General features: G+C 38.8%; 19 protein-coding genes. 5 read left to right on the forward strand and 14 right to left on the reverse strand.

The annotated features are described in order from the left end of the window. Nucleotides 1-8: 8 nt before the first annotated feature. From C231_RS0105120 to C231_RS08280, 5 genes are all read right to left on the reverse strand, one after another. Complete coding sequence (locus C231_RS0105120) at nt 9-2366, reverse strand: virulence-associated E family protein (RefSeq protein WP_018659559.1); 2358 nt, start codon at nt 2364-2366, stop codon at nt 9-11. Beyond that, a complete protein-coding gene (locus C231_RS0105125) occupies nt 2363-2797 on the reverse strand; it encodes a DUF7768 domain-containing protein (RefSeq protein WP_018659560.1) in 435 nt (144 codons plus the stop codon). Before C231_RS0105125 ends, C231_RS0105120 begins: the two co-directional genes overlap by 4 nt. Nucleotide 2798: 1 nt before the next feature. Beyond that, nucleotides 2799-3578 (reverse strand): phage antirepressor KilAC domain-containing protein, encoded by a 780-nt coding sequence (locus C231_RS0105130; protein WP_018659561.1) that lies wholly within the window; start codon nt 3576-3578, stop codon nt 2799-2801. Between the two features lie 65 nt (nt 3579-3643). After that, complete coding sequence (locus C231_RS0105135) at nt 3644-4186, reverse strand: RNA polymerase sigma factor (RefSeq protein ID WP_018659562.1); 543 nt, start codon at nt 4184-4186, stop codon at nt 3644-3646. A 301-nt stretch (nt 4187-4487) separates the two neighbouring features. Then, entirely contained in the window at nt 4488-4784 is a 297-nt protein-coding gene (locus tag C231_RS08280) for a hypothetical protein (RefSeq protein WP_018659563.1), read from the reverse strand. A gap of 95 nt (nt 4785-4879) precedes the next feature. Between C231_RS08280 and C231_RS08285 the strand changes: the two genes are divergently transcribed. From C231_RS08285 to C231_RS0105165, 5 genes are read left to right on the forward strand one after another with little or no spacing between them, the layout of a single operon-like run. Continuing rightward, nucleotides 4880-5881: an ABC-three component system protein gene (locus tag C231_RS08285; RefSeq protein WP_018659564.1), complete on the forward strand. Its 1002-nt coding sequence runs from the start codon at nt 4880-4882 to the stop codon at nt 5879-5881. Continuing rightward, nucleotides 5874-6326, forward strand: coding sequence for an ABC-three component system middle component 2 (locus tag C231_RS0105150; RefSeq protein WP_018659565.1), 453 nt, complete (start codon nt 5874-5876; stop codon nt 6324-6326). The genes C231_RS08285 and C231_RS0105150 overlap by 8 nt, the downstream gene beginning before the upstream one ends. Before the next feature lie 5 nt (nt 6327-6331). Continuing rightward, the gene (locus C231_RS0105155) at nt 6332-8161 is read left to right on the forward strand and encodes an AAA family ATPase (RefSeq protein ID WP_018659566.1); all 1830 of its coding nucleotides are present in this window, start codon (nt 6332-6334) and stop codon (nt 8159-8161) included. 29 nt (nt 8162-8190) lie between these two features. Next, the gene (locus C231_RS0105160) at nt 8191-8412 is read left to right on the forward strand and encodes a helix-turn-helix domain-containing protein (RefSeq protein ID WP_018659567.1); all 222 of its coding nucleotides are present in this window, start codon (nt 8191-8193) and stop codon (nt 8410-8412) included. After that, a complete protein-coding gene (locus C231_RS0105165) occupies nt 8409-9506 on the forward strand; it encodes a hypothetical protein (RefSeq protein ID WP_018659568.1) in 1098 nt (365 codons plus the stop codon). Before C231_RS0105160 ends, C231_RS0105165 begins: the two co-directional genes overlap by 4 nt. Nucleotides 9507-9552: 46 nt before the next feature. Here the strand turns inward: C231_RS0105165 and yhdJ are convergent, their stop codons facing one another. The 9 genes from yhdJ to ligA form a co-directional block, all read right to left on the reverse strand. Beyond that, complete coding sequence (gene yhdJ / locus C231_RS0105170) at nt 9553-10458, reverse strand: adenine-specific DNA-methyltransferase (protein WP_018659569.1); 906 nt, start codon at nt 10456-10458, stop codon at nt 9553-9555. Next, nucleotides 10455-10637 carry an AbrB/MazE/SpoVT family DNA-binding domain-containing protein gene (locus tag C231_RS0105175; protein ID WP_018659570.1) on the reverse strand — a complete coding sequence of 61 codons (183 nt, stop codon included), beginning with the start codon at nt 10635-10637 and terminating at the stop codon, nt 10455-10457. The genes yhdJ and C231_RS0105175 overlap by 4 nt, the downstream gene beginning before the upstream one ends. A gap of 264 nt (nt 10638-10901) precedes the next feature. Further along, a complete protein-coding gene (rlmD, locus tag C231_RS0105180; protein ID WP_018659571.1) occupies nt 10902-12278 on the reverse strand; it encodes a 23S rRNA (uracil(1939)-C(5))-methyltransferase RlmD in 1377 nt (458 codons plus the stop codon). Between the two features lie 46 nt (nt 12279-12324). Then, entirely contained in the window at nt 12325-13338 is a 1014-nt protein-coding gene (locus C231_RS0105185; protein ID WP_018659572.1) for a diacylglycerol kinase, read from the reverse strand. Between the two features lie 15 nt (nt 13339-13353). Next, nucleotides 13354-14787: an Asp-tRNA(Asn)/Glu-tRNA(Gln) amidotransferase subunit GatB gene (gene gatB / locus C231_RS0105190; RefSeq protein WP_018659573.1), complete on the reverse strand. Its 1434-nt coding sequence runs from the start codon at nt 14785-14787 to the stop codon at nt 13354-13356. Then, nucleotides 14784-16265 carry an Asp-tRNA(Asn)/Glu-tRNA(Gln) amidotransferase subunit GatA gene (gatA, locus tag C231_RS0105195; protein ID WP_018659574.1) on the reverse strand — a complete coding sequence of 494 codons (1482 nt, stop codon included), beginning with the start codon at nt 16263-16265 and terminating at the stop codon, nt 14784-14786. The genes gatB and gatA overlap by 4 nt, the downstream gene beginning before the upstream one ends. A gap of 1 nt (nt 16266) precedes the next feature. Further along, nucleotides 16267-16572, reverse strand: a complete 306-nt coding sequence (gatC, locus tag C231_RS0105200; RefSeq protein ID WP_018659575.1) for an Asp-tRNA(Asn)/Glu-tRNA(Gln) amidotransferase subunit GatC — start codon at nt 16570-16572, stop codon at nt 16267-16269. A gap of 19 nt (nt 16573-16591) precedes the next feature. Continuing rightward, nucleotides 16592-17716 carry a CamS family sex pheromone protein gene (locus C231_RS0105205; protein ID WP_018659576.1) on the reverse strand — a complete coding sequence of 375 codons (1125 nt, stop codon included), beginning with the start codon at nt 17714-17716 and terminating at the stop codon, nt 16592-16594. Nucleotides 17717-17722: 6 nt separating this feature from the next. Beyond that, nucleotides 17723-19750 carry an NAD-dependent DNA ligase LigA gene (ligA, locus tag C231_RS0105210; protein WP_040408055.1) on the reverse strand — a complete coding sequence of 676 codons (2028 nt, stop codon included), beginning with the start codon at nt 19748-19750 and terminating at the stop codon, nt 17723-17725.

A 19750-nucleotide genomic window follows, 5' to 3' on the forward strand; every position in this document is an offset into this window, starting at 1 on the left:
GAACGACCTTACTCATTCTTCTCGTAACAACGTTGCCTACCGTAAATGGGAAAATTACTTGTTCCGTTCTTGTTCCCTTGGTACTTGTTCCACCCATTAATCTTTTTCATAATGCCTGCAATGGCATAGGAGTCCGCAGGCTTCATGGCGGAGGCATCCCTTCCAAAGCATTCACACCAAATTTCCATATTGCAAACAATCGTACGTTCTACCGTGCCAACACGGGATTCCCCACCAAATTCACTACCGTTTAGGTAATTTCTTCGCTCGTATAAGGACAGGGCATTCCAATCATCGGGTAAAAGCGTATCGAGATAGCTGCGAACAAGGCCTTCTCGCTCATCACTTTCCATGGCATCTGCCTGCTCATTCGTTGCCAACTCTACATCACTGCCCTCTAAATAGAGCTTTTCACCTTTGGCATAAAGCACCAAAGTTTCTGCCCAAATCTGCTCTACATCGTATACGGACATCTGCCATGCTTTTCTTTTACCATCACCACTAATACGCACTGGCCAGAATCTTCGGTTACCCGTGATATCTCGCAAAAATCCACTCTCTGCATTGGTAGAACCGACAATGATACATTGACGTGGGTGGCTTTCAACATTCACACCATAACTGGCACGATATTTATCATCCGATCTTGAAATAAAGGATTTCACAACCTCCACATCGGTTTTTCGCATGCCAGCTAGTTCGCCCAGTTCTAAGATCCAGTATCCTTGAAGTTTTTCAGGGCCTGCTTTGTCTTTCATATCCGTGAGGGTTAAACTATCAGAAAACCAATCGCCTGCAAGCTTTGCAAAGAAGGTAGACTTACCGATGCCTTGTGGTCCATTCAGAATTAAAACGCTGTCGAATTTCGTGCCAGGATGAACAATTCTAGCGACTGCTGCCACCATCATTTTTCTAGTAACGGCTCTGGTATAGGAATTATCTGTTGCATTAAAATAATCAATCAGTAAGGTCTCAACGCGATCGGTTCCATCCCACTCTGGTAGATGATCCAGGTATTCTTTTATAGGATGATAGGATCGCTCTGCTGCGACTGCTAGTATTGCGTCCTTTGTTTTGGTTGGGGAGTAGATGCCATATTTATTAGATAGATAAACTTTAAGGGCTGCATTATCTGAATCATTCCAGCCACCCTTCATCTGTTCCCAAGGCAATCCATCTCTAGCATCGATTCCATCACGGTGCTTATTAAAGGCAATGGATTCTAGTTCTGAATCGTTGCGGATGATAAGAACGATATTATCCAAGGTGTCCTTAATCTTTCCTTGCTTATCTAGTTCAAGTGCTGTCTGCCAGTTATCTTCAGTAAAATCGATTGTTGCCTGTTCCATCCGCTCTTTCGTAAACTGTGCTTTTACTTCATCGTCTTGGATGGCAAATTCGCACATATTGATAAAGGATGGTAACTTACTTGGAGGTGTGCTTTCTGTCGCTCGATCATCTAAATGACCAAACTTGTGAATGCGAACAAGGTCGAAAGCATTAAGCAGCCTCCCACTTGCAGGATCTGTTGCGTGGTGAGAATAGGCAAACTTATCATCATAGAGGATAACCCCTGCACTGGAGTCAGCCGGGATATAATCATATCGACCAACCATTACTGAAGGCTCGTATATATCCTTTAAAAACGTATCAATCGCTCGGCTAACTGAGTAGGTACGGCAAAAAGTACCGATGACACCTTCTTTAGAAAGTGGATCGGCTTGTTCCTTTAATGAGCGATCAAGTACTTCTGACTGCCTGGAGGATACGGGCCAAGTACTGGTGTCTCGCCAATCATCGTATTTATTTAGAAATACATCAGGATCAAGGAGAGAACCATCTTTTTCCTCATACACAAAAATGCCGTTTCTAGAAGTAGACGGCCAATACATTAATCGTTCTGGTTCATAGGTCGTATCATCAAAAAGGTCGATGCCGATTTCTTTTGCGACCATGCGACTAACAGCAGCATACTCTTCCTCTCCCACATCACGAAAGAGAGGAATAATCAGCCTTAGTCTTGGTTTTTCTGGAGTATGTTTATGAGTAGAATAGATACAACACTGATAAGGGAAAAAGGTAGAAATTTCTTCCCAGATAGTACTTGTGCCATAATCCATATCAAGGGTTAGCATTGAGCGTGATAGAACATTCCCTTTTTTACGTCTACCATCTTTTAAGTGACCGCCAACAAAACCTCCGACATCTTTAATGGAATCTTGACCACCTTTTCTCATTTTTCGATATTCTTCTACGGTTTCAGTGGTACGCTGTGTGTTCTTAACCCGGGAGCAGAAGTCCTCCCAGCTGATGTCTGTGTTTTTCCACTTTTTATCCATTCGGCTGTTGCCGTATGCTATCTTCATAGAGACTCTACCTCCTCAAAATCTTTATTAAAGTATCTGACCGGCTGTCTGCGTTTCTTTGCTTTTTCAATTTCAATACTCATACCTCTTGAAATCACATCACCGAGTACCCAGACTTCTTGGCATTTTCCCATCAAGATAATGTCCATGAAAATAGCAAGGTCACGCTCTTTCTCATCATTGTCATTCATGAATTGTGGAAACATGAGGTGGGGAGCCAGAGGAATATTTCCCTTATCTAAAGCAAAACGGCAAAATGCTCGTGTGCGCTTATTGTTGTTTTCAATATCGCCACTAAATGGAGAGCAAATATAGACAAGGGGCTTAAAGGCAGCTTTTGCTGCTGCCTTTTCCTCACGGGTGATATTGTTAAGTGCTTCATGGGGAGTTGTGTCATAATATCCTTCTGCATTGAATTTATTGATTCCCATATCACACCTCCATCTCAATTTGCGGGTAAATGCCGTCGCCTTTCAACTGTTCATAGATAAAGAGTCTGCCTTTTTGCGTCCACTTGGTATGGACTTTCGTATGTTGGATACCTTTGCTATCTTCATAAATGTGAGTATTGGTTTTGGTATATCCGTTTGGAGCATACTTTTGATAAAGAAGCCAAATGTCACCTTGCTTAAACTGAATCCCTTTTTCATGAAGGTGTTCGTTCATACGCATAGCACTCCAGCCATAATCTTTGGCAATAACAGAAATATTGACTGCATCCCTGCATTTAAGAACCACATCATAATAAGTAGCCTTGGGTTTCATCTCAGCAATCTGCTGCTGTCCAATCGCAACGGCCGCCATCAGTTCCTTGTTCTTTTCTCGTTCCTCTTTCAGTGCAGTAAAAGCTGCAATGGCAAGGTCTGGATTTGCGATTAAATCATCTGTTGCATAAAGTCCATGTTTACGAATAGCAGGAAGGACTTCACTGGTGACCCAGCGTTTGAACTTTTTAGCATTTGGCATTTTGCTTGAGAGGATGAGGCTGTACAGACCGGATTCGTTGATGATAATAAAATCCTGTTTCCCACCAAGGGTGTCACATTTCGTTACCCCCTTGTCCTCTTCATCAATGTGATCAATTAATGCTTTTCGAGTATTTGCATAACCAAGAATGCTTGCTACATCCTTGCCAACAAAATATGGTTGACCGCCAATCGTTGTAGTACGTACAGAGCCAAACTCTGCATTTTTGTATACTTGTAATTCCATTCGAATTACCTCCTTGTGTTTTTTTTGGAGGTCTTGACCTCCTACCTAGTAGCCTTGGGAGAAGGTCAAATCTGACGGTTTTTATATTCTTGTTCTAATTTCTTAGTGGCTCGCTTCAATTTCTGAGTAATATTGTTTTCACTTACACCGATGGAACTGGCATATTCTCGAATCGACATACCGTCAATGCGTACTGCGATAAACATATCTGCCCAATCCTGCTTTTTACCAAGAGCGGTGCGTATCCATTGGTAAACTTCTTCACGTTCACTTTCTCGGATGCGTTCTATCTCCTGAGAATTATCAGCAAAAGTATCCATGACATCTATTTCAACTTCATCATCTTTTCGATATGGTGTCTTTGGATTACCAAGATGCCTATGGTAGCGGCGCCAATGGTTGTATTCCTTGTTGTTCATGAGGTCGAACATTTCTTGTAGAGTCTCACAGCGCTTCACCTCCGATTTCTTTTCAGGCTTTGCATCTGCAAGACGTTGTTCATAGTCGATATCCAGCATGACGCTGTAATCTCCATCTGGAATTTCAATTGTGGTGTAGTTCCTGTGACCGTTTTTGATGTTTTCTTCATATAAAACTCGTATTTTCATTTTGCATTCCTTTCCGTCCCGGTAATGGGTGGCGGAATGCAAAAGAGCCTGCGGATAAGATGACCACAAATTTCGCTTGTCCAAAAAAAGAGCGCACGAAATTACGGTGGGTGCATCTTCATTCCAAACACAGTCTTTATTACTGTGTTCTGAACTCTTATGCATCCCGCCGTCCGTATGCGCACTAGGACTTTGAGATTGATTTTGTTGAGCGATAACCGCTCTGGATAGATTTCTCCCTTAGGGAGGATAAGTAGGCTGATTATTCAAATCTGTCGCTACCTATCATCTGTTCTGAAAATTACTTTTTCTTGCTTGGTCTAGTTTGACTTAAAGCACTGCCAGCCACTGACTTGGATTTCTTACTGTAGCGTCCATCGTTAAGAATTTTGCTTGCTTTTGACGCAACTCTTTTTGATGTTTGCTTCGTATTACGTTTGGCCATCTGCACTACCTCCTTTCCATTTTTGAAGATAAATTCAACAATAAATGATAAAATATTTGCTTTTGTGAATTTTTCTTCTGGTAATGTGTGATTTTTCGTGATATAATTTAAGCAGTCTTTTTTGCTTGCAATTTCTTCTTCAATATCACTCAATCACTAATAAAATTGTATAAAAAAAAGACCTTCCATTAAGGAAGGACTCGGAGAGGTTCGGAAAGATTCGGAAATATAGTTGGAGGTGGCAGATAATGCTCTTTAGTGAATTTGCGAATATACTTTATAAACACAGTGGTACATCATATAAACCATATGAGTTTTTTCTGTCGCTTTTTGACAATATCATGAGAGCCCCTCAAACGGTGGAAGAAATAAAATTGTCTGAGAATGATAGATATAACCCTTTTGGTGTTCTCAAACCAGACTCATTAGATCGATTGCTAAAGGGTAGTAATCCTTTGAACCCCAAAAAGGTACATGTAGTTATTAGTCGTAAAGATACAGATAAATTTGCAAATTACATAAGTAATTTAAACGATCATAATCAGATGGCTATTGAGGATGAAATCAAAAAAATGATTCCAGGCTTCAATCCCGATGAAGTTTTAGGATATGCTTGTGCTGATTTGTTTCTTCAAATTCTAGATGACATTTATGAAGGCAGAGAATCGTCTAGCATCAATGTTTCTAATAATGCAACTTCCTCTTCTAAATTAGCATCTTTACCTTCTCAAACTATTTATTATGACGAATCTGATGGAAAATTACATATAGGTAATGTTGAAATATCTATTCCTAAGGAGATCGAGCCTCCACAAGACATTGCTCCTGAAGAAGAGAAATATGTTAGTGAGCTTCTTGCAGCTTATGCAGAAGCTATAAAATCTGGTAATTTGACAAAAGCTGATTTAGACTCGTTACCTACAAAATTCAAAAGAAACTTCTCTGATCAACGAATCAATTATTATAGTGCATTGCGTATTGACCGCTTTATTCGAGAATCTATAGATAAAGGCGAAGAACATTCAAAGAAGTGGAAGTCTGAAACACATGATTACATTAAAGATACTTTATGGGATGATTACGATGATGGATACAAGAGGCTTTTAGCTGTAATGAAAAAGGTTGTAGATTGTTCTACCACATCAGTTGTCGATAATTTCCAAAATCTTGTAGGTCCAAAAGAAAAGAAAGGAACCTGTCATCTATTGGTTAATGACGGTTGCGTTCGCTGGGTGGATGAAGATGAATGATAAGGTTTTCAATACTGAATTTGAAATATCTATGAGATTACTACTTCTCTTAACTTTATCTAAAAAGAGAAAGCTTACATTTGATAACCTGGTGACAGCAGATTTTATTTCAAATTACTCAAAAGAGTTTGGACTATCTCACAATAACCTTCACGGTGAAAATGAGTTTAGTTTTTCTGAATTTTCTGCGAGGAGAGCCTTATCTCAACTAGCTATTAAACAGCTTGTTTTAGAAAACTTGGTTAAGGTTTCTTATTCAAATGACGGCTTTATATATTCCATTACAGAACGTGGACTTGCCTTAAGCAATTCTCTAGCTTCTGATTATGCCAATGAATATAGATTGTATGCACACAAAGCTATTATTTATATGGATTCGAAAAACGAAAAAGAACTTCTTAATTTGATTAGTAGAGAAGCGTCTAAATCGTTAAGGAAGGAGTAACCTGTATGGCGTTTTATATTTCTAAAGTCACAGCAACCGGCACAGGGAAGTCCCCTGCTATTGTAACTTTTGATAAAGGATTAAATATCATTTGTGGAGTTTCCGATTCCGGAAAGACCTGCATATTAAAATGCATCCAGTTTGCTATGGGTGTAATTGAAAAGCCTTTTGAAAAAGAACAAACAGGATATGATAGCGTCAGCCTAGATATTAACACCCCAGAAGGTACTATTCATCTCTCTCGGATAGTTGGAAAGAATATAGTAAACGTGGTCAGCCAAATTAACTCAATTGATGGTGGTGACTATGACGTTAAATATAAGAGTATCGGGAATAAAAATCCTGTTTTAAATGAACTTTGGCTTAAATTGATTGGTATTAAAAAACTGCCAATGATAATAAAAAATCAAGATTTTGCTAGACAACGCCTCTCATGGAAAACTCTTATGGGATTGTTTTGGTTAAAAGAACAAGAAATTGAAAATCCAAAATCGGTGCTTTTACCTTCATCGCCTACTCAGAATCCTTATTTTTTTGCATCCCTTCTATATCTTCTCACAGGAAATGAATTCCCAGATATGGAGGAACATGACAAGGATGAAATCAGCAAAGCTAAAAAAGATGCTGTTCGCCAATTTGTAAACGGTAGAATTTCTCAGATGTCTAAAAAGAGAGAAGAACTACAAAAAGCATTATCGGCCTATGGCGATTTAGATGTGGAAGATGAAATGCAAAAGCTAATTGACAATCTTTCTGAAACTGAAGCTGCTATTGCGGCTGCTACAGAAGAGAGTAAGGATTTACTAGGTACTTTACTCGATTTAAAGGAAAAAGAAGCAGAAAACCAAGTTACTTATTCTCACTTTCAATCGCTACGAAGCCAATATACAGCTGATATAAAAAGATTATCATTTATTGTAGATGGAGAGGTACATCTACACTCTGTTGATAAAAATAAAAAATGTCCTTTTTGTGATGGTAATATGCAACCAGCAGAGAGAAAATCATACATTAAAGCATCAAGAGCTGAACTGAATCGCATCATTACTCAATTGCAGGGCTTGTCTGAGAGTGAAGAAGATGTCGTTTCATCATTAAATGAAGTTCGTGAAAAAATCGATCATCTTGAAAGACAAAGATCGGGGATAGATAAATTAATCGAAACTGAACTTACTCCTCAATCTAATAAACTAAGAGAAGGAATAAAACAATATCGCTCTTATATACAATTACAACAAGAATCAACTGTATTGCAAAGCGTTTCACAAGAATGGATTGTTGAATTACAAAAGCAAGAAAGTGATGATTCGGATAACCCTAAGTTTAAGCCAAAAGAACACTTCCCAGTCGATTTTAATACACGTATAGATGAAATAGCATATTCAATTCTAGTTGACTGTAAATACGAAAATTTGAATACGGCTCATTTCAACATGGGAACATTTGATTTGGAAATAAACGGCTATGCAAAAGAAGATAGTCACGGTAAAGGTTATTGGGCTTTTATAAATACCATTGTAGGATTAACTTTCAGGCAGTATTTACAGGAAGATGCTGTTTATAAGCCAGGGCTTTTTGTAGTAGATACACCTTTATTAGGTTTAGATCAAGGTGTTGATGATAGTGCTCCTAATAGTATGAGAACCGCGTTATTCCAATACTTTATTGACAATCAATCCGAAGGACAGATGATAGTTGTAGAAAACACAAAGGATCTTCCAGAATTGGATTATGAAGAAAGTGGGGCGAAGGTCATAGAATTTACTCAAGACAAGTATAAAAGCAAGTATAAAGAAAGCCGTTATGGTTTTTTACATGATGTATATAGTAATTAGGATGAGAATCCAATAAAGGAGATAGAAATATGCTCAAGATTAGCTACAACAAACTCTGGAAAATGTTAATTGATAAAAATATGAACAAACAAGATTTAAAAAATGCCACCGGAATAAGCTCTGCATCCATAGCAAAGCTTGGTAAAGGTGAGAATATCACTACAGATATTCTGCTTAAAATATGTGAAGCACTTGATTGTAGGCTTGAAGACATTATGGAGACGATTCTAGACAAGGAGACTAAACAATGAAGAATTTTATAATTGATATTTTGGATGACCATTTTACAGAAGATATGGCAAAACAGGTTTACACAAGTTCGTATATATTGCAATATTTAGATAAAAAAACCAGATCTGTTGATAGATCGTCAAAGGCGAGAGGTTCTTATGCCAATCTTTACGCTATTTATGTTTTGATAGAAGATTATATAAAAAAAGGCTTTTTAGATAAAACAACAGATTATTCTACTTATGATGGCTTGATTTTCACAGAGGCGCTCAGGAGAACAAGGGAACTCCCTTTTGGTGCAAAAATACAAAATCATGCTTTGAACAACCGCTGCAATGATGAATTCAGGAAATTTTTTAGCACGTATACGCACGAAGTACCCATTATAAGGGACCTAGTCACAAGAAGGTACTGGATTAATGAATCATTGCTAAAAATTGATATTGGCGATCAAGTCATAAATATTGCTCCTATTTGTAATGAGATTGTAGAAAAATATGTTGCTCTAAAAATGATGAATTTTAATACATTTTTTGATGATTTAATTGGACTTAAGAAAATTGTTACAACTAATCCTGAATCTGTTGTTGAATATGTTTCTGACTTATTGAATCCTAATTCTGATGCTCGAATTTTTGAGATTGTTTCTTATGTCATCATCAAGTATCATTTCATAACTCAGAAAATTACTTATTCCATAAATGATGAAAAAGACCATTCAGTTTCCTTAATGGTCTATAAGGTTGGAAGAACTAACGCTAATGATGGTGGAATTGATTATATAATGAAACCACTAGGGCGTATATTTCAAGTCACCGAGGTACTTGATTTCAGAAAATATTTTTTAGATATTGACAAACTAATTCATTATCCGATCACATTTGTGGTGAAACAAGATATTGAACCTACTGAAGCTATGGAGCGCATTGTTAATGAAGCTCAAATGAATTATTCTGATCCATCTATACTTAATTCCTATATTTCAAGTTTTGAAGAGATTATAACTATTCCAACATTAAATAAGATGTTAATTAGTAATATAACAAAAGGATTCTTAACTGAAATGGTAGATGAACTTATAATTCAATGTAAAGTAGAATATAATATTGAGTAAAAGAAAATATAGGAAGTTGATATTAACTATCAGCTTCCTAATCTCATTATTCAATCAATAAACTCATCTGACCATCCTGATTTTGTTGATGGTCTTTTTTTGATGTATTCTTCGTTTTTCTACTTTTATCCTTTTGCAAGATTTCCCCCTCATATTTTGTAGCAATACCTGTCCGTCTAATCCCAATTTTAAAGTACTCTTTATTGATATCCATACTAATTATTTTTCTACCTAAACGTACAGCAACTGCACCGGTGGAAAAGCTTCCTCCAAAGGGATCTAGTACAACATCACCTAAATTACTAGACGCTTTAATAATACGTTCAAGTAGCGCCTCGGGTTTTTGTGAAGGGTGGTTCTCATATTCATCCATTTTAAATCGAACTCGAGGGAATTCCCAAACATTCCCTGGTACTTTTTGTGTGTTGTAAGGTTGGGGTGGGGTTTTTCTATAATCAATTAACCCTCTCTTAGCACCGGTTTTTGCTTCAACTAAAATATCTTCATGATTAAAAGTGTACTTTGTTTTATCGCTTTTTGTGGCCATCAATATTGGCTCATATAAGGAGCCGTATTTCTTCTTAGATTGAACCCCAGAACTATCATATACCCATACAATATCATTAATTATATGGTATTTATTTTGGATATAAATGGATATATAAGGTATGTTTTGGGTTGAATTCATTAAATAAAATGTACCGTTATCTTTTAATACTCTAAAGCATTCATCGATCCAACTGTAACACCAATTTAGGTATTCGTTTTTATTTTCCCATGAATCGCTATCATTCCCAAAATCTTTCCCTAAATTATAAGGTGGATCTGCAAAAATCAGATTTACTGATTTATCCTTAATTGATTTTAATGTCGCTATACAGTCATTGAATATGATTAAAGAATCCTCAGATTCTACATATTCAAAGTTAGTATCCTTAAATAGCTCTATCATTCATCGTTCTCCTTTTTCGTTGGTTTCAGAATAAGTGACTGATCTTCCTTATTCAGATATATATCAAACTGTGTCTCCCCTTTTTCAACGTTCATGTTTTGTAGAATTGTTTTTGGCAAACGTATCCTCATATCTTGTTGCAAAATATATGTGTCTAAGTAAACTAATTCGTTACCCATAGTAACCCCTCCAATCTTTCAGTCTGATTATAGACCAAAAACAGACTAATGTCAATTGCTTTTCATAAATCATCTTGTCAACTCAGCATTGTTTTGCCAACCATCTTATCAACTCACCAACTCAATAACCGTATTAGCCGATGACTTTTCAAATTCATCAATCTTGGATAACTTCCCTCAAAGCAAAAATCCGTGATTATCCCTCCGGCTTAGAACCAGACCTCAAACCACGGAAAACCCTTATTTACTTATCTTATTACACTCTTACTTATCCACCCTTGACATCAATACTACCGTCTCCACATGATGTGTCTGAGGGAACATATCAACGGGTTGAATTTCTTTGACTTCGTATAAATTAGAGTCTGTGATTATTTTTACGTCGCGGGCTAACGTTGCTGGATTGCAGCTGACATATACGATACGGTCAGGGGATACGTGCAGTGCAGCATCAATAAATTTGCGATCTAATCCTTTTCGTGGTGGATCTACGACAATGACATTCGGACGTAGGCCTTTATTTTTTTGCTGAACCATCCATTGTCCCGCATCTTTTGCTGTGAACGTTACATTTTTGATCTGATTCATGGTTGCATTTTCTTTTGCATTTTCTATTGCATCGCGTACTATTTCTACGCCATATACATGTTTTGCTTTTTCGGCAAAGGCTAGGGTCATCGTTCCAATGCCGCAATAAGCATCTACGACAATGTCTTGCGCAGTTAATTGTGCGAATTCTATTGCTTTTTTGTATAATTTTTCTGTTTGAATGGTATTCACTTGATAAAATGATTGGTGCGAGATATTGAATGTGTGGCCGCATAGTTGATCATTATAATAGTCCTGCCCATAAAGTACCATTGACTGACGACCTAAGATAACATTCGTTTTTTCTTCATTAATATTTTGGATAATGCTAACTACTTCAGGCAGTTGTTTGATAATTTCGCTTACAATCTCTGCTGCGTGGGGAAGTACTTGGCCATTTGTAACAAGCACTAACATGAGTTGCTGGGTATAATGCCCTCGGCGGACAATAAGATGTCGAACAACTCCTGAATGTGAATATTCATCATAGGCAGGTACTTGATAGGCTCTTAGGATATCGCGCACGACAATAATGGCTCGGTCAATCTCTGGTTCTTGAATAATGAAATTTTCCATGGGGAGAAGGTCATGACTTTTTCGGCGATAAAAGCCGCTCGTCAACTGTCCATCCACCATGCGAATTGGAATCTGTGCTTTGTTGCGATATGCGTAAGGATCTTCCATGCCAATTGTAGGCTTTACTTCAATATGTGGCATTTGCGCTACTGTTTTAAAAAGTTTTTGTACTTGATGTTGCTTAAATTCTAATTGTGCATGATATGCAAGGTGCTGCAGAGGCATTGTCCCTGTTTCTTCATAGATTGTATCCGCTATTTCTACACGATCAGGACTCTTACTTAACCATCTAATGACATGACCGAAAGCACGATGTTGGCCGATATGATCAATTTCAAATTGAATATGTTCTCCTACAAGGGCTTGTGCAACAAAGATGGGAAATCCGTCAATGTGTAGCACTCCTTCACCGATATGGCTTAGATCTGTCACTTCACCTGAGAGTATATCGCCGACTTTAAATGTAACTGTTCGCATACGCTCCTCTTTTCTAAAAAAGGCACGCAAAGCGTACCTTTTCGACTTACTTTTTATATTCTTTTTCGATGGAATCAATCTCTGCTTGAATTTGAGCCTCCATCATTCTTTTTTCTTCAGTATCGACACTTTCAAACTTTTCCCAATCGGCAACAAATTCAATATGCTGCTGTAAATTAATAAATTCAGCAGGCAAGTCGCCACCATATTCTCCATCTAAGTTGACGGGCATGGTTCTATCTCCTGATAAGACTTCCAACTTCACTTCATCCGCCTTAATATATAGCAAATTCGGATGATGAATCTGTTCATTACTGCTTTCGAGAAGTTGGCGGACGATTTCAGCCATCTCTAACAAGTTGGACGGTTGGATAATAATCAGAGTAAATTCGCCATCACCCATTACTTTATCTGGTGCAATATTCTCAAAACCGCCGATGGAAGTCGTCAAAGCAATCAGGACCATGGCGACTTCTTGCTCATATACTTGCCCGTCATAGGTTACACGAATTTGTTCATTGCGAACTTGTGGCAGCATCTGCAATCCTTTAATGAGATATGCAAGATAGCCGAATGCCGTTTTCATTTGGGGGGAGACTTCATAAGTTAACTCCGTCAACGTTCCCGTTGCAGCGACGTTTGTAAAGTAGTAAAAGGTGTCATGGGATTTGAGCTTGCCAATATCCATAAAGACTGTGCGATGTTTGTTAATGACTTTGGCCGCCGCTACGAAATCGCGTGTAGGGACATGTAAAGCGCGTGCAAAGTCATTGGTCGTTCCCGCTGGAATAACCGCAACTTTAGGTCGGAACTCTTTTTCAGCAATCCCATTCACAATTTCATTGAGTGTTCCATCTCCGCCAGCCGCAATAATCAAATCAAAACCAACTGTTGCACAGCGTGCGGCTTCTTTTTTTGCAGAAAAAGGTTCGGAAGTGGTCTGAAATGTGCTCGTTTCATACCCTGCCTGCTCATAAATTTTTAAGATATCTGGTAAATGATGAATGAATGATTCACGTCCAGAGGTAGGATTATAAATTAGTCTTGCACGTTTTTGCATGATATTATTCACCTTTTATCGCTTATCAATTTCTTGTTTCAATAATTGGTTAACAGCCCCTGGATTAGCTTTACCACGTGTTTCTTTCATAATCTGACCGACAAGGAAACCAAGGGCACGATCCTTACCTTCACGATAGTCGATAATGGATTGTTCATTTTGATCGAGCACTTTTTCAATAATTGGTAAAAGTTTTTTCGGATCGGAAAGTTGTACCCAGCCTTTTTCTTCGACAAGGGCATTAACATCTTCTACAACTTGTTTCGTTAATTCAACAAAGACTTTCTTCGCAATCTTACTGGAAATCGTGCCATCTTTAATGAGCGCAATCATCTGTGCCAAAGCATTCGGCGTAAGTGTTGTGTGATCAAGTTCAATTTGTTCTTTATTTAAGTAAGCACTGACTTCACCCATCAACCAGTTTGATGCTTGTTTAGGATCTGCACCAAATTCCACCATTTCTTCAAAGAAACCTGACATTTGGACTGTTGCAGTTAGCACTTGTGCATCATAAGATGGAATGTTGAATTGTTCCACGTAACGTTGGCGACGTGCTTTAGGCATTTCAGGAAGAGATTGACGGGCTTGTTCAATCCACTCATCGCTTATTTTGACTGGTAAGATGTCTGGTTCTGGGAAATAGCGATAGTCATCTTTTGTTTCTTTGATACGCATTAAGATTGTTTCTCCTGTGCTCGCATCAAATCGTCGCGTTTCTTGGAGTAATTGTTCGCCCGCAAGTAGTGCTTTTTCATGGCGAGCTTGTTCATAATTTAAGCCTTTGCGTACATTATTGAAAGAGTTTAAGTTTTTCAGTTCGCTTTTGACGCCGAACGCTTCTTGGCCGTAGGGACGCAATGAAATATTTGCATCGCAGCGCATGGAGCCTTCTTCCATTTTAACGTCAGACACTTTAGTGAATTGAATGATCTGTTTTAAATTCTCAAGATATGCATAGGCTTCATCCGGTGTTCGCATATCTGCTTCGGAGACAATTTCCAATAAGCATGAGCCTTGGCGGTTTAAGTCGACATAGGAATAGCCGTCAGTGCCATGCGTATTCTTGCCTGCATCTTCTTCTAGATGAACGCGTTCAATGCGAATTTTTTTCGTTTTTCCTTTGACTTCGATTTCGATCCAACCGTCATAGCCGATCGGATATTTGTCTTGTGTTTTTTGGTAAGCGGAAGGGTTGTCTGGGTAGAAATAATTCTTACGATCAAAGCGCGTATCTTGATGAATTTTGCAATTAAGGGCTAAGGCCGCTTTAATAGCGAGGTCAATACCGGCGCGGTTTGGCGTAGGTAAAACACCTGGGTATGCCCAGTCAATGACATTCGTATTCGAGTTAGGCTCTGCTCCGAAAGTCGCAGGCGCAGGTGAAAACATTTTTGAATTTGCATTTAATTCAGCGTGGACTTCGAGTCCGATAATTGTTTCGAAATTCATCTGCTTTCCTCTCCTTTCATCATATGTGGATGTTGTGTATGATAATCTGTCGCTTGTTCAAAGGCATAGCCCACTTGATATAATGTACTTTCATCGAATGAGCGCCCAATCAATTGCAAACCAACGGGTAAACCATTCACAAATCCACAAGGAAGGCTGAGTGCAGGAATGCCTGCCAAGTTAACAGGTACGGTTAATAGATCCGCACTGTAGCGGTCCACTGCCTCTTCTTCAACTGTGTTATATTCTTTCAATTTAGGTGCTGTCGTGGTCGTGGTCGGTGTTACAATGACATCAACATTCTCAAATGCTTTTTCAAAATCTTGCGAAATTAATGTGCGCACTCTGGCGGCATGTTTGAAATAATCTTCATAGCGTTCTGCACTTAGCATGTAAGTTCCTAACAAGCAGCGAATTTTGACTTCTTCACCAAATCCTTCTGTTCTTGTCTTGACATAGACATCTTCTAAATCTTGTGCATTTTCAGCGCGGAATCCATAACGAATGCCATCAAATCGTTGCAAGTTACTGCTTGCTTCAGCCGTTGCAATGGTGTAATAGGCAGGTACTCCATATTTTAATAGTGGGAGGCTGATTTCTTTAATGACTGCACCTTGTGATTCTAGTTGCTTTAAAGCATGTTTTGTACAGTCGATAATATGTTTATCCACAAGCGTTGCGTCCATCGTTTCTTTTGGAACGCCGATGACCATTCCAGCGATTGGGTGGCCGATTTTTTCAGTATAATCTTTTGCTTCAATCGTTGCTAATGTATTATCATGACCATCTTGTCCATACAAGATATTCAACATTTGGGCATTATCTTTAACGGTTTTTGTCATAGGTCCCACTTGATCCAGACTGGAGGCAAAGGCAATTACACCCCAACGTGAAATTGTGCCATATGTTGGCTTCATTCCAACGATTCCATTATATGCTGCAGGTTGGCGAATCGAGCCACCTGTGTCTGTTCCTAAGGCGACTGGCACCATGCCACTTGCAACGGCAGCCGCTGATCCACCTGAACTTCCGCCTGGTACATGTTGTATATTCCAAGCATTGGCTGTCGTGTGGGCATGAGAGGTCTCAGTTGTTCCTCCCATTGCAAATTCATCTAAGTTCAATTTTCCAATGATAATCATGCCCGCATCTTCTAATTTATGTACAACTGTTGCATCATAAATCGAAACAAAATTCTCCAACATTTTGCTTGCAGCGGTTGTTTTCATTTGCGTTGTGACAATATTGTCTTTAATCGCAATTGGAATACCTTTATACAATTCATCGTCTTTGATGCCTTCTTCGTCAATCTTCTTAGCAACTTCGCGTGCACCTTCTGGATCTAAATCCAAAAAAGCACGTAACTGTGGATCAGTTTCTGCAATCGCATCGAAAGCTCGGTTGACAAGCTGTGTCGCTGTTGTTTCACCACTAACGAGTTGACGATGTAACGATTCAATCGTTTCATTTAAGAACATTCTACGCTCCCCCTTGTCCATCATTTAAAATTGCAGGGACGCGAACATACGCGCCTTCTGTGTCGCTTGCATTATTTAAAAGTTGTTCAGACTGCGTGCTTTGCTCCGCCACATCTTCGCGTAAAGAAGCCAACTGTCCGACGATTCCATAATAGGTAGGGGTAACATCTGTTGTATCTACTTCTTGAATCAACTCTAGATAATTGATAATTTCTGATAATTTATGACTATAACGATCTGCTTCTTCATCTGTTAGCGAAAATTTCATTGTTTTAGCTAACGCTAGAACTTGTTTTTTATCGATCATTCTCCACTCACCTTCTTTTTTAATTCAACACATAGGATTTATATTCTTTTTCGCCGTAGTATCGCGTTAAAATGGCTTGTACACCATCTAAAGATTCGACCACAATTTCTGTACTGCCTTCTTTTGGCAAGAAATCTGTCGCCGATTTATGTAGTAATTGCGTGAAAGCTACTAATTCAGCTCTTCCATAAAAATGCGGGGTAACTCTAACTGTCAGGTCAAACAAGCTATCATCAATGTAGTGTGCTTGTCCTGTAACGCCACTAATATTTGGAAAGAATGATTCGACCTCCGACTGAAAATTAGAAAAGGCATTACCTTCTGCCGTATTGTCCCCTTCTAACGGGAAAATTAGCCGCTTTTCATTTAATTTATTCCATGAAGCAATATTCGTTGCGCCTTGTTCACTCTTACCAGTCGCTAAGAACACGCCTCCTGCTAAATCATCTTGCTCGGATTGCTCAAAAATTCCAACAAAGATAGGAACTTTTTCCGCTCCCTCAATCTGACGGGTACGTGCTACGATAGCATTCGCCATTTCTCGGCCTCTTGTGAGTACTTCGTCATGACTGATTTTTTGCTCAGCAATCGGTCCATATTCATACTCTGGATAGTAATCAACGGAGTTCATTCCCAATCCTAATGCGATACCAGCTAGCTCTACGCCGTCTCCTTTTTTCTTAAAAAAATCATATTCGACAATTACGCTAATATAATTTGGAGCACGATCTTCTCCATCACCGCTTTTAGCTGGATTCAATCCTTCTTCATTATCTTCGGATTTTCGCGCAAGCCACGTACTAATTAAATCTGCTGGCAAATATTGCCCTTCTTGCATCACATGATCTTCAGAGCTGAATTCTTTTTGTGATAAGCGCGTCAAATCTTTTTCGATCAATTTCATATTCGTTGGAGAATTCATCTCGCTTGTAATGCCTCGATTTTTGCTCACTTTATAGTGACCTGCTTCATCAAGCAATGGACGATAATAGCGATCATTCGTTTCGCCAGTGATCACCGTTGTTTTTTGAACATCTTCTCCTTTATTTTGGGGAGTTCTTGATTGAGGAGCAGCACAAGCAGTAAGCATTAAGCAACTTGTTGCTACTGCTAGCCACTGTTTTTTAATTGTCAATTGTTTCACCGCTTTCTACTCCTTTGGTAAATGTTGTAATGCTTGTTCTTCATTCCAAATCTCAACGCCTAATTCTTGCGCTTTATCTAATTTATTCCCTGCTTTTGCACCCGCAATGACTAGATCCGTTTGACTGGATACACTGCCTGTTACTTTTGCACCTAAGGCTTCTAATCGTGCTTTTAATTCTTTTCGAGTAAAATGTTCTAACTTTCCAGTCAAGACAACGGTTAATTCATGAAAAGGTGAGTCCGCTTGATGTTCATGTAAATCCGAAAAGCGGTCAATCATTGTCATATTAACGTGAACTTGTTTTAATTCATGAAGCAATTGTTTTGTTTCTTGCATTTGGAAAAAAGCAACAATGCTTTCAGCAATAATTGCGCCAATACCTTCGATTGTCATAATATCTTCAACTGTAGCTGCAGCAATGCGGTCCATTGTCTTGAATTCAGCAGCTAGAAGTTTGGCAGTGCTGGCTCCAACATGGCGAATCCCTAAGCCGAATAATAATCGCTCTAATGAATTATGCTTGGATGCTTCGATAGCTTCTAATAATTTTTCGGAAGATTTCTCTCCCATACGGTCCAATGTCATCAGGTCATGCTGCTTTAAATGATATAAATCAGTGATACCTTTTACAAGATTTGCTTTATATAATTGATTGACACGTGATTCTCCGAGCGTATCAATATTCATCGCATCTCTTGAAGCAAAGTGAATCATGCGCTCCCGCAATTGTGCTGGGCAATTTGGATTCACACATCGCAGTGCTACTTCATCTTCCATATGGACTAATTCACTGCCACAGACAGGACATGCCACTGGAAAAGTATAAGGTCTGCTATGAATGGAGCGATCTTCCAAATCGACACGAATCACTTCTGGGATGATATCACCCGCTTTATGTATATAAACATAATCCCCAATTCGGATATCACGTGCTTTCATTAGATCGACATTATGCAAGCTTGCACGAGCAACTGTAGAACCTGCTAAGAATACAGGCTCCATTACTGCAGTAGGTGTCACAACACCTGTACGCCCTACTGTCCACTCTACTTGAACAATTCTAGTCTTCGCCACTTCAGCTGGAAATTTGTAAGCAATTGCCCAACGCGGCGCTTTGACAGTGTAGCCAATTTCTTCTTGAGCTTTTGAATCATTGACTTTGATCACAATGCCATCTATCTCATATGGCAATTCATGCCGCTTGGCTGTATATTTTTCAATATATTTCAGCACTTCCGCCATAGTATCGTAAACAGCTCGTTCAGGATTAATTCTAAAGCCTAACTTTTTTAATTCGGATAATAATTCATATTGACTAAAGTCCTGTTCATCAAGCGTAGGACTTGCATAGAGAAATACATTCAATTTGCGCGCTGCCGTTACTTTAGGATCTAAATTGCGCAACGTTCCTGCAGCAGCATTTCGCGGATTGGCAAAAATGTTTTGCCCTTTTTCTTCTTGCATTTCATTTAATAATTTAAAGCTGGCTTTTGGCATATAAATTTCGCCACGCACTTCAATGGACTGCGGCTTCTGCAGACGAAGCGGAATCGCTTGAATGGTCTTCACATTAGCGGTAATATCTTCGCCAATTGTTCCGTCCCCACGCGTTGCAGCTTGAACAAATTGTCCCTCTTCATATTTGAGAGAGACGGCTAATCCGTCAATTTTCAGTTCAACATGATATTGAATCGGTCGTGATGTCAAACTTCGAATGCGCCGATCGAATTCCATTAATTCTTCTTCATTAAATGCATTCTCTAAGCTGAGCATCGGTTTTTCATGTTGGACTTTAGCAAACCCCGACAAAAGCGTATCACCGACACGTTGCGTTGGGGAGTCCGGACGTATCCACTGCGGATGCTCTTTTTCAATTGTTTGAAGCAAACGATAAAGTTGATCATATTCACTATCGGTAACCGTCGGTGAATCAAGAACATAATATTCATAGCTGTAGCGATTTAAATCAGCAATTAGCTGGTCCATCTGTTGTTTAGAATATTTTTCTTTCAATTCCAGATTCCTCTCCAT

The sequence above is a fragment of the Allofustis seminis DSM 15817 genome (genome assembly GCF_000374325.1).
Lineage (GTDB): Bacteria > Bacillota > Bacilli > Lactobacillales > Carnobacteriaceae_A > Allofustis > Allofustis seminis.

Coding starts and splice junctions, on each gene's coding strand:
- gatC (WP_018659575.1), bottom strand. CDS start 16,572: ATGATCGATAAAAAACAAGTTCTAGCGTTAGCTAAAACAATGAAATTT.
- C231_RS0105185 (WP_018659572.1), bottom strand. CDS start 13,338: ATGCAAAAACGTGCAAGACTAATTTATAATCCTACCTCTGGACGTGAA.
- C231_RS0105125 (WP_018659560.1), bottom strand. CDS start 2,797: ATGGGAATCAATAAATTCAATGCAGAAGGATATTATGACACAACTCCC.
- yhdJ (WP_018659569.1), bottom strand. CDS start 10,458: ATGATAGAGCTATTTAAGGATACTAACTTTGAATATGTAGAATCTGAG.
- C231_RS0105120 (WP_018659559.1), bottom strand. CDS start 2,366: ATGAAGATAGCATACGGCAACAGCCGAATGGATAAAAAGTGGAAAAAC.
- ligA (WP_040408055.1), bottom strand. CDS start 19,750: ATGGAGAGGAATCTGGAATTGAAAGAAAAATATTCTAAACAACAGATG.
- C231_RS0105155 (WP_018659566.1), top strand. CDS start 6,332: ATGGCGTTTTATATTTCTAAAGTCACAGCAACCGGCACAGGGAAGTCC.
- C231_RS0105165 (WP_018659568.1), top strand. CDS start 8,409: ATGAAGAATTTTATAATTGATATTTTGGATGACCATTTTACAGAAGAT.
- C231_RS0105175 (WP_018659570.1), bottom strand. CDS start 10,637: ATGGGTAACGAATTAGTTTACTTAGACACATATATTTTGCAACAAGAT.
- C231_RS0105135 (WP_018659562.1), bottom strand. CDS start 4,186: ATGAAAATACGAGTTTTATATGAAGAAAACATCAAAAACGGTCACAGG.
- gatA (WP_018659574.1), bottom strand. CDS start 16,265: ATGTTCTTAAATGAAACGATTGAATCGTTACATCGTCAACTCGTTAGT.
- gatB (WP_018659573.1), bottom strand. CDS start 14,787: ATGAATTTCGAAACAATTATCGGACTCGAAGTCCACGCTGAATTAAAT.
- C231_RS08285 (WP_018659564.1), top strand. CDS start 4,880: ATGCTCTTTAGTGAATTTGCGAATATACTTTATAAACACAGTGGTACA.
- rlmD (WP_018659571.1), bottom strand. CDS start 12,278: ATGCGAACAGTTACATTTAAAGTCGGCGATATACTCTCAGGTGAAGTG.
- C231_RS0105160 (WP_018659567.1), top strand. CDS start 8,191: ATGCTCAAGATTAGCTACAACAAACTCTGGAAAATGTTAATTGATAAA.
- C231_RS0105150 (WP_018659565.1), top strand. CDS start 5,874: ATGAATGATAAGGTTTTCAATACTGAATTTGAAATATCTATGAGATTA.
- C231_RS0105130 (WP_018659561.1), bottom strand. CDS start 3,578: ATGGAATTACAAGTATACAAAAATGCAGAGTTTGGCTCTGTACGTACT.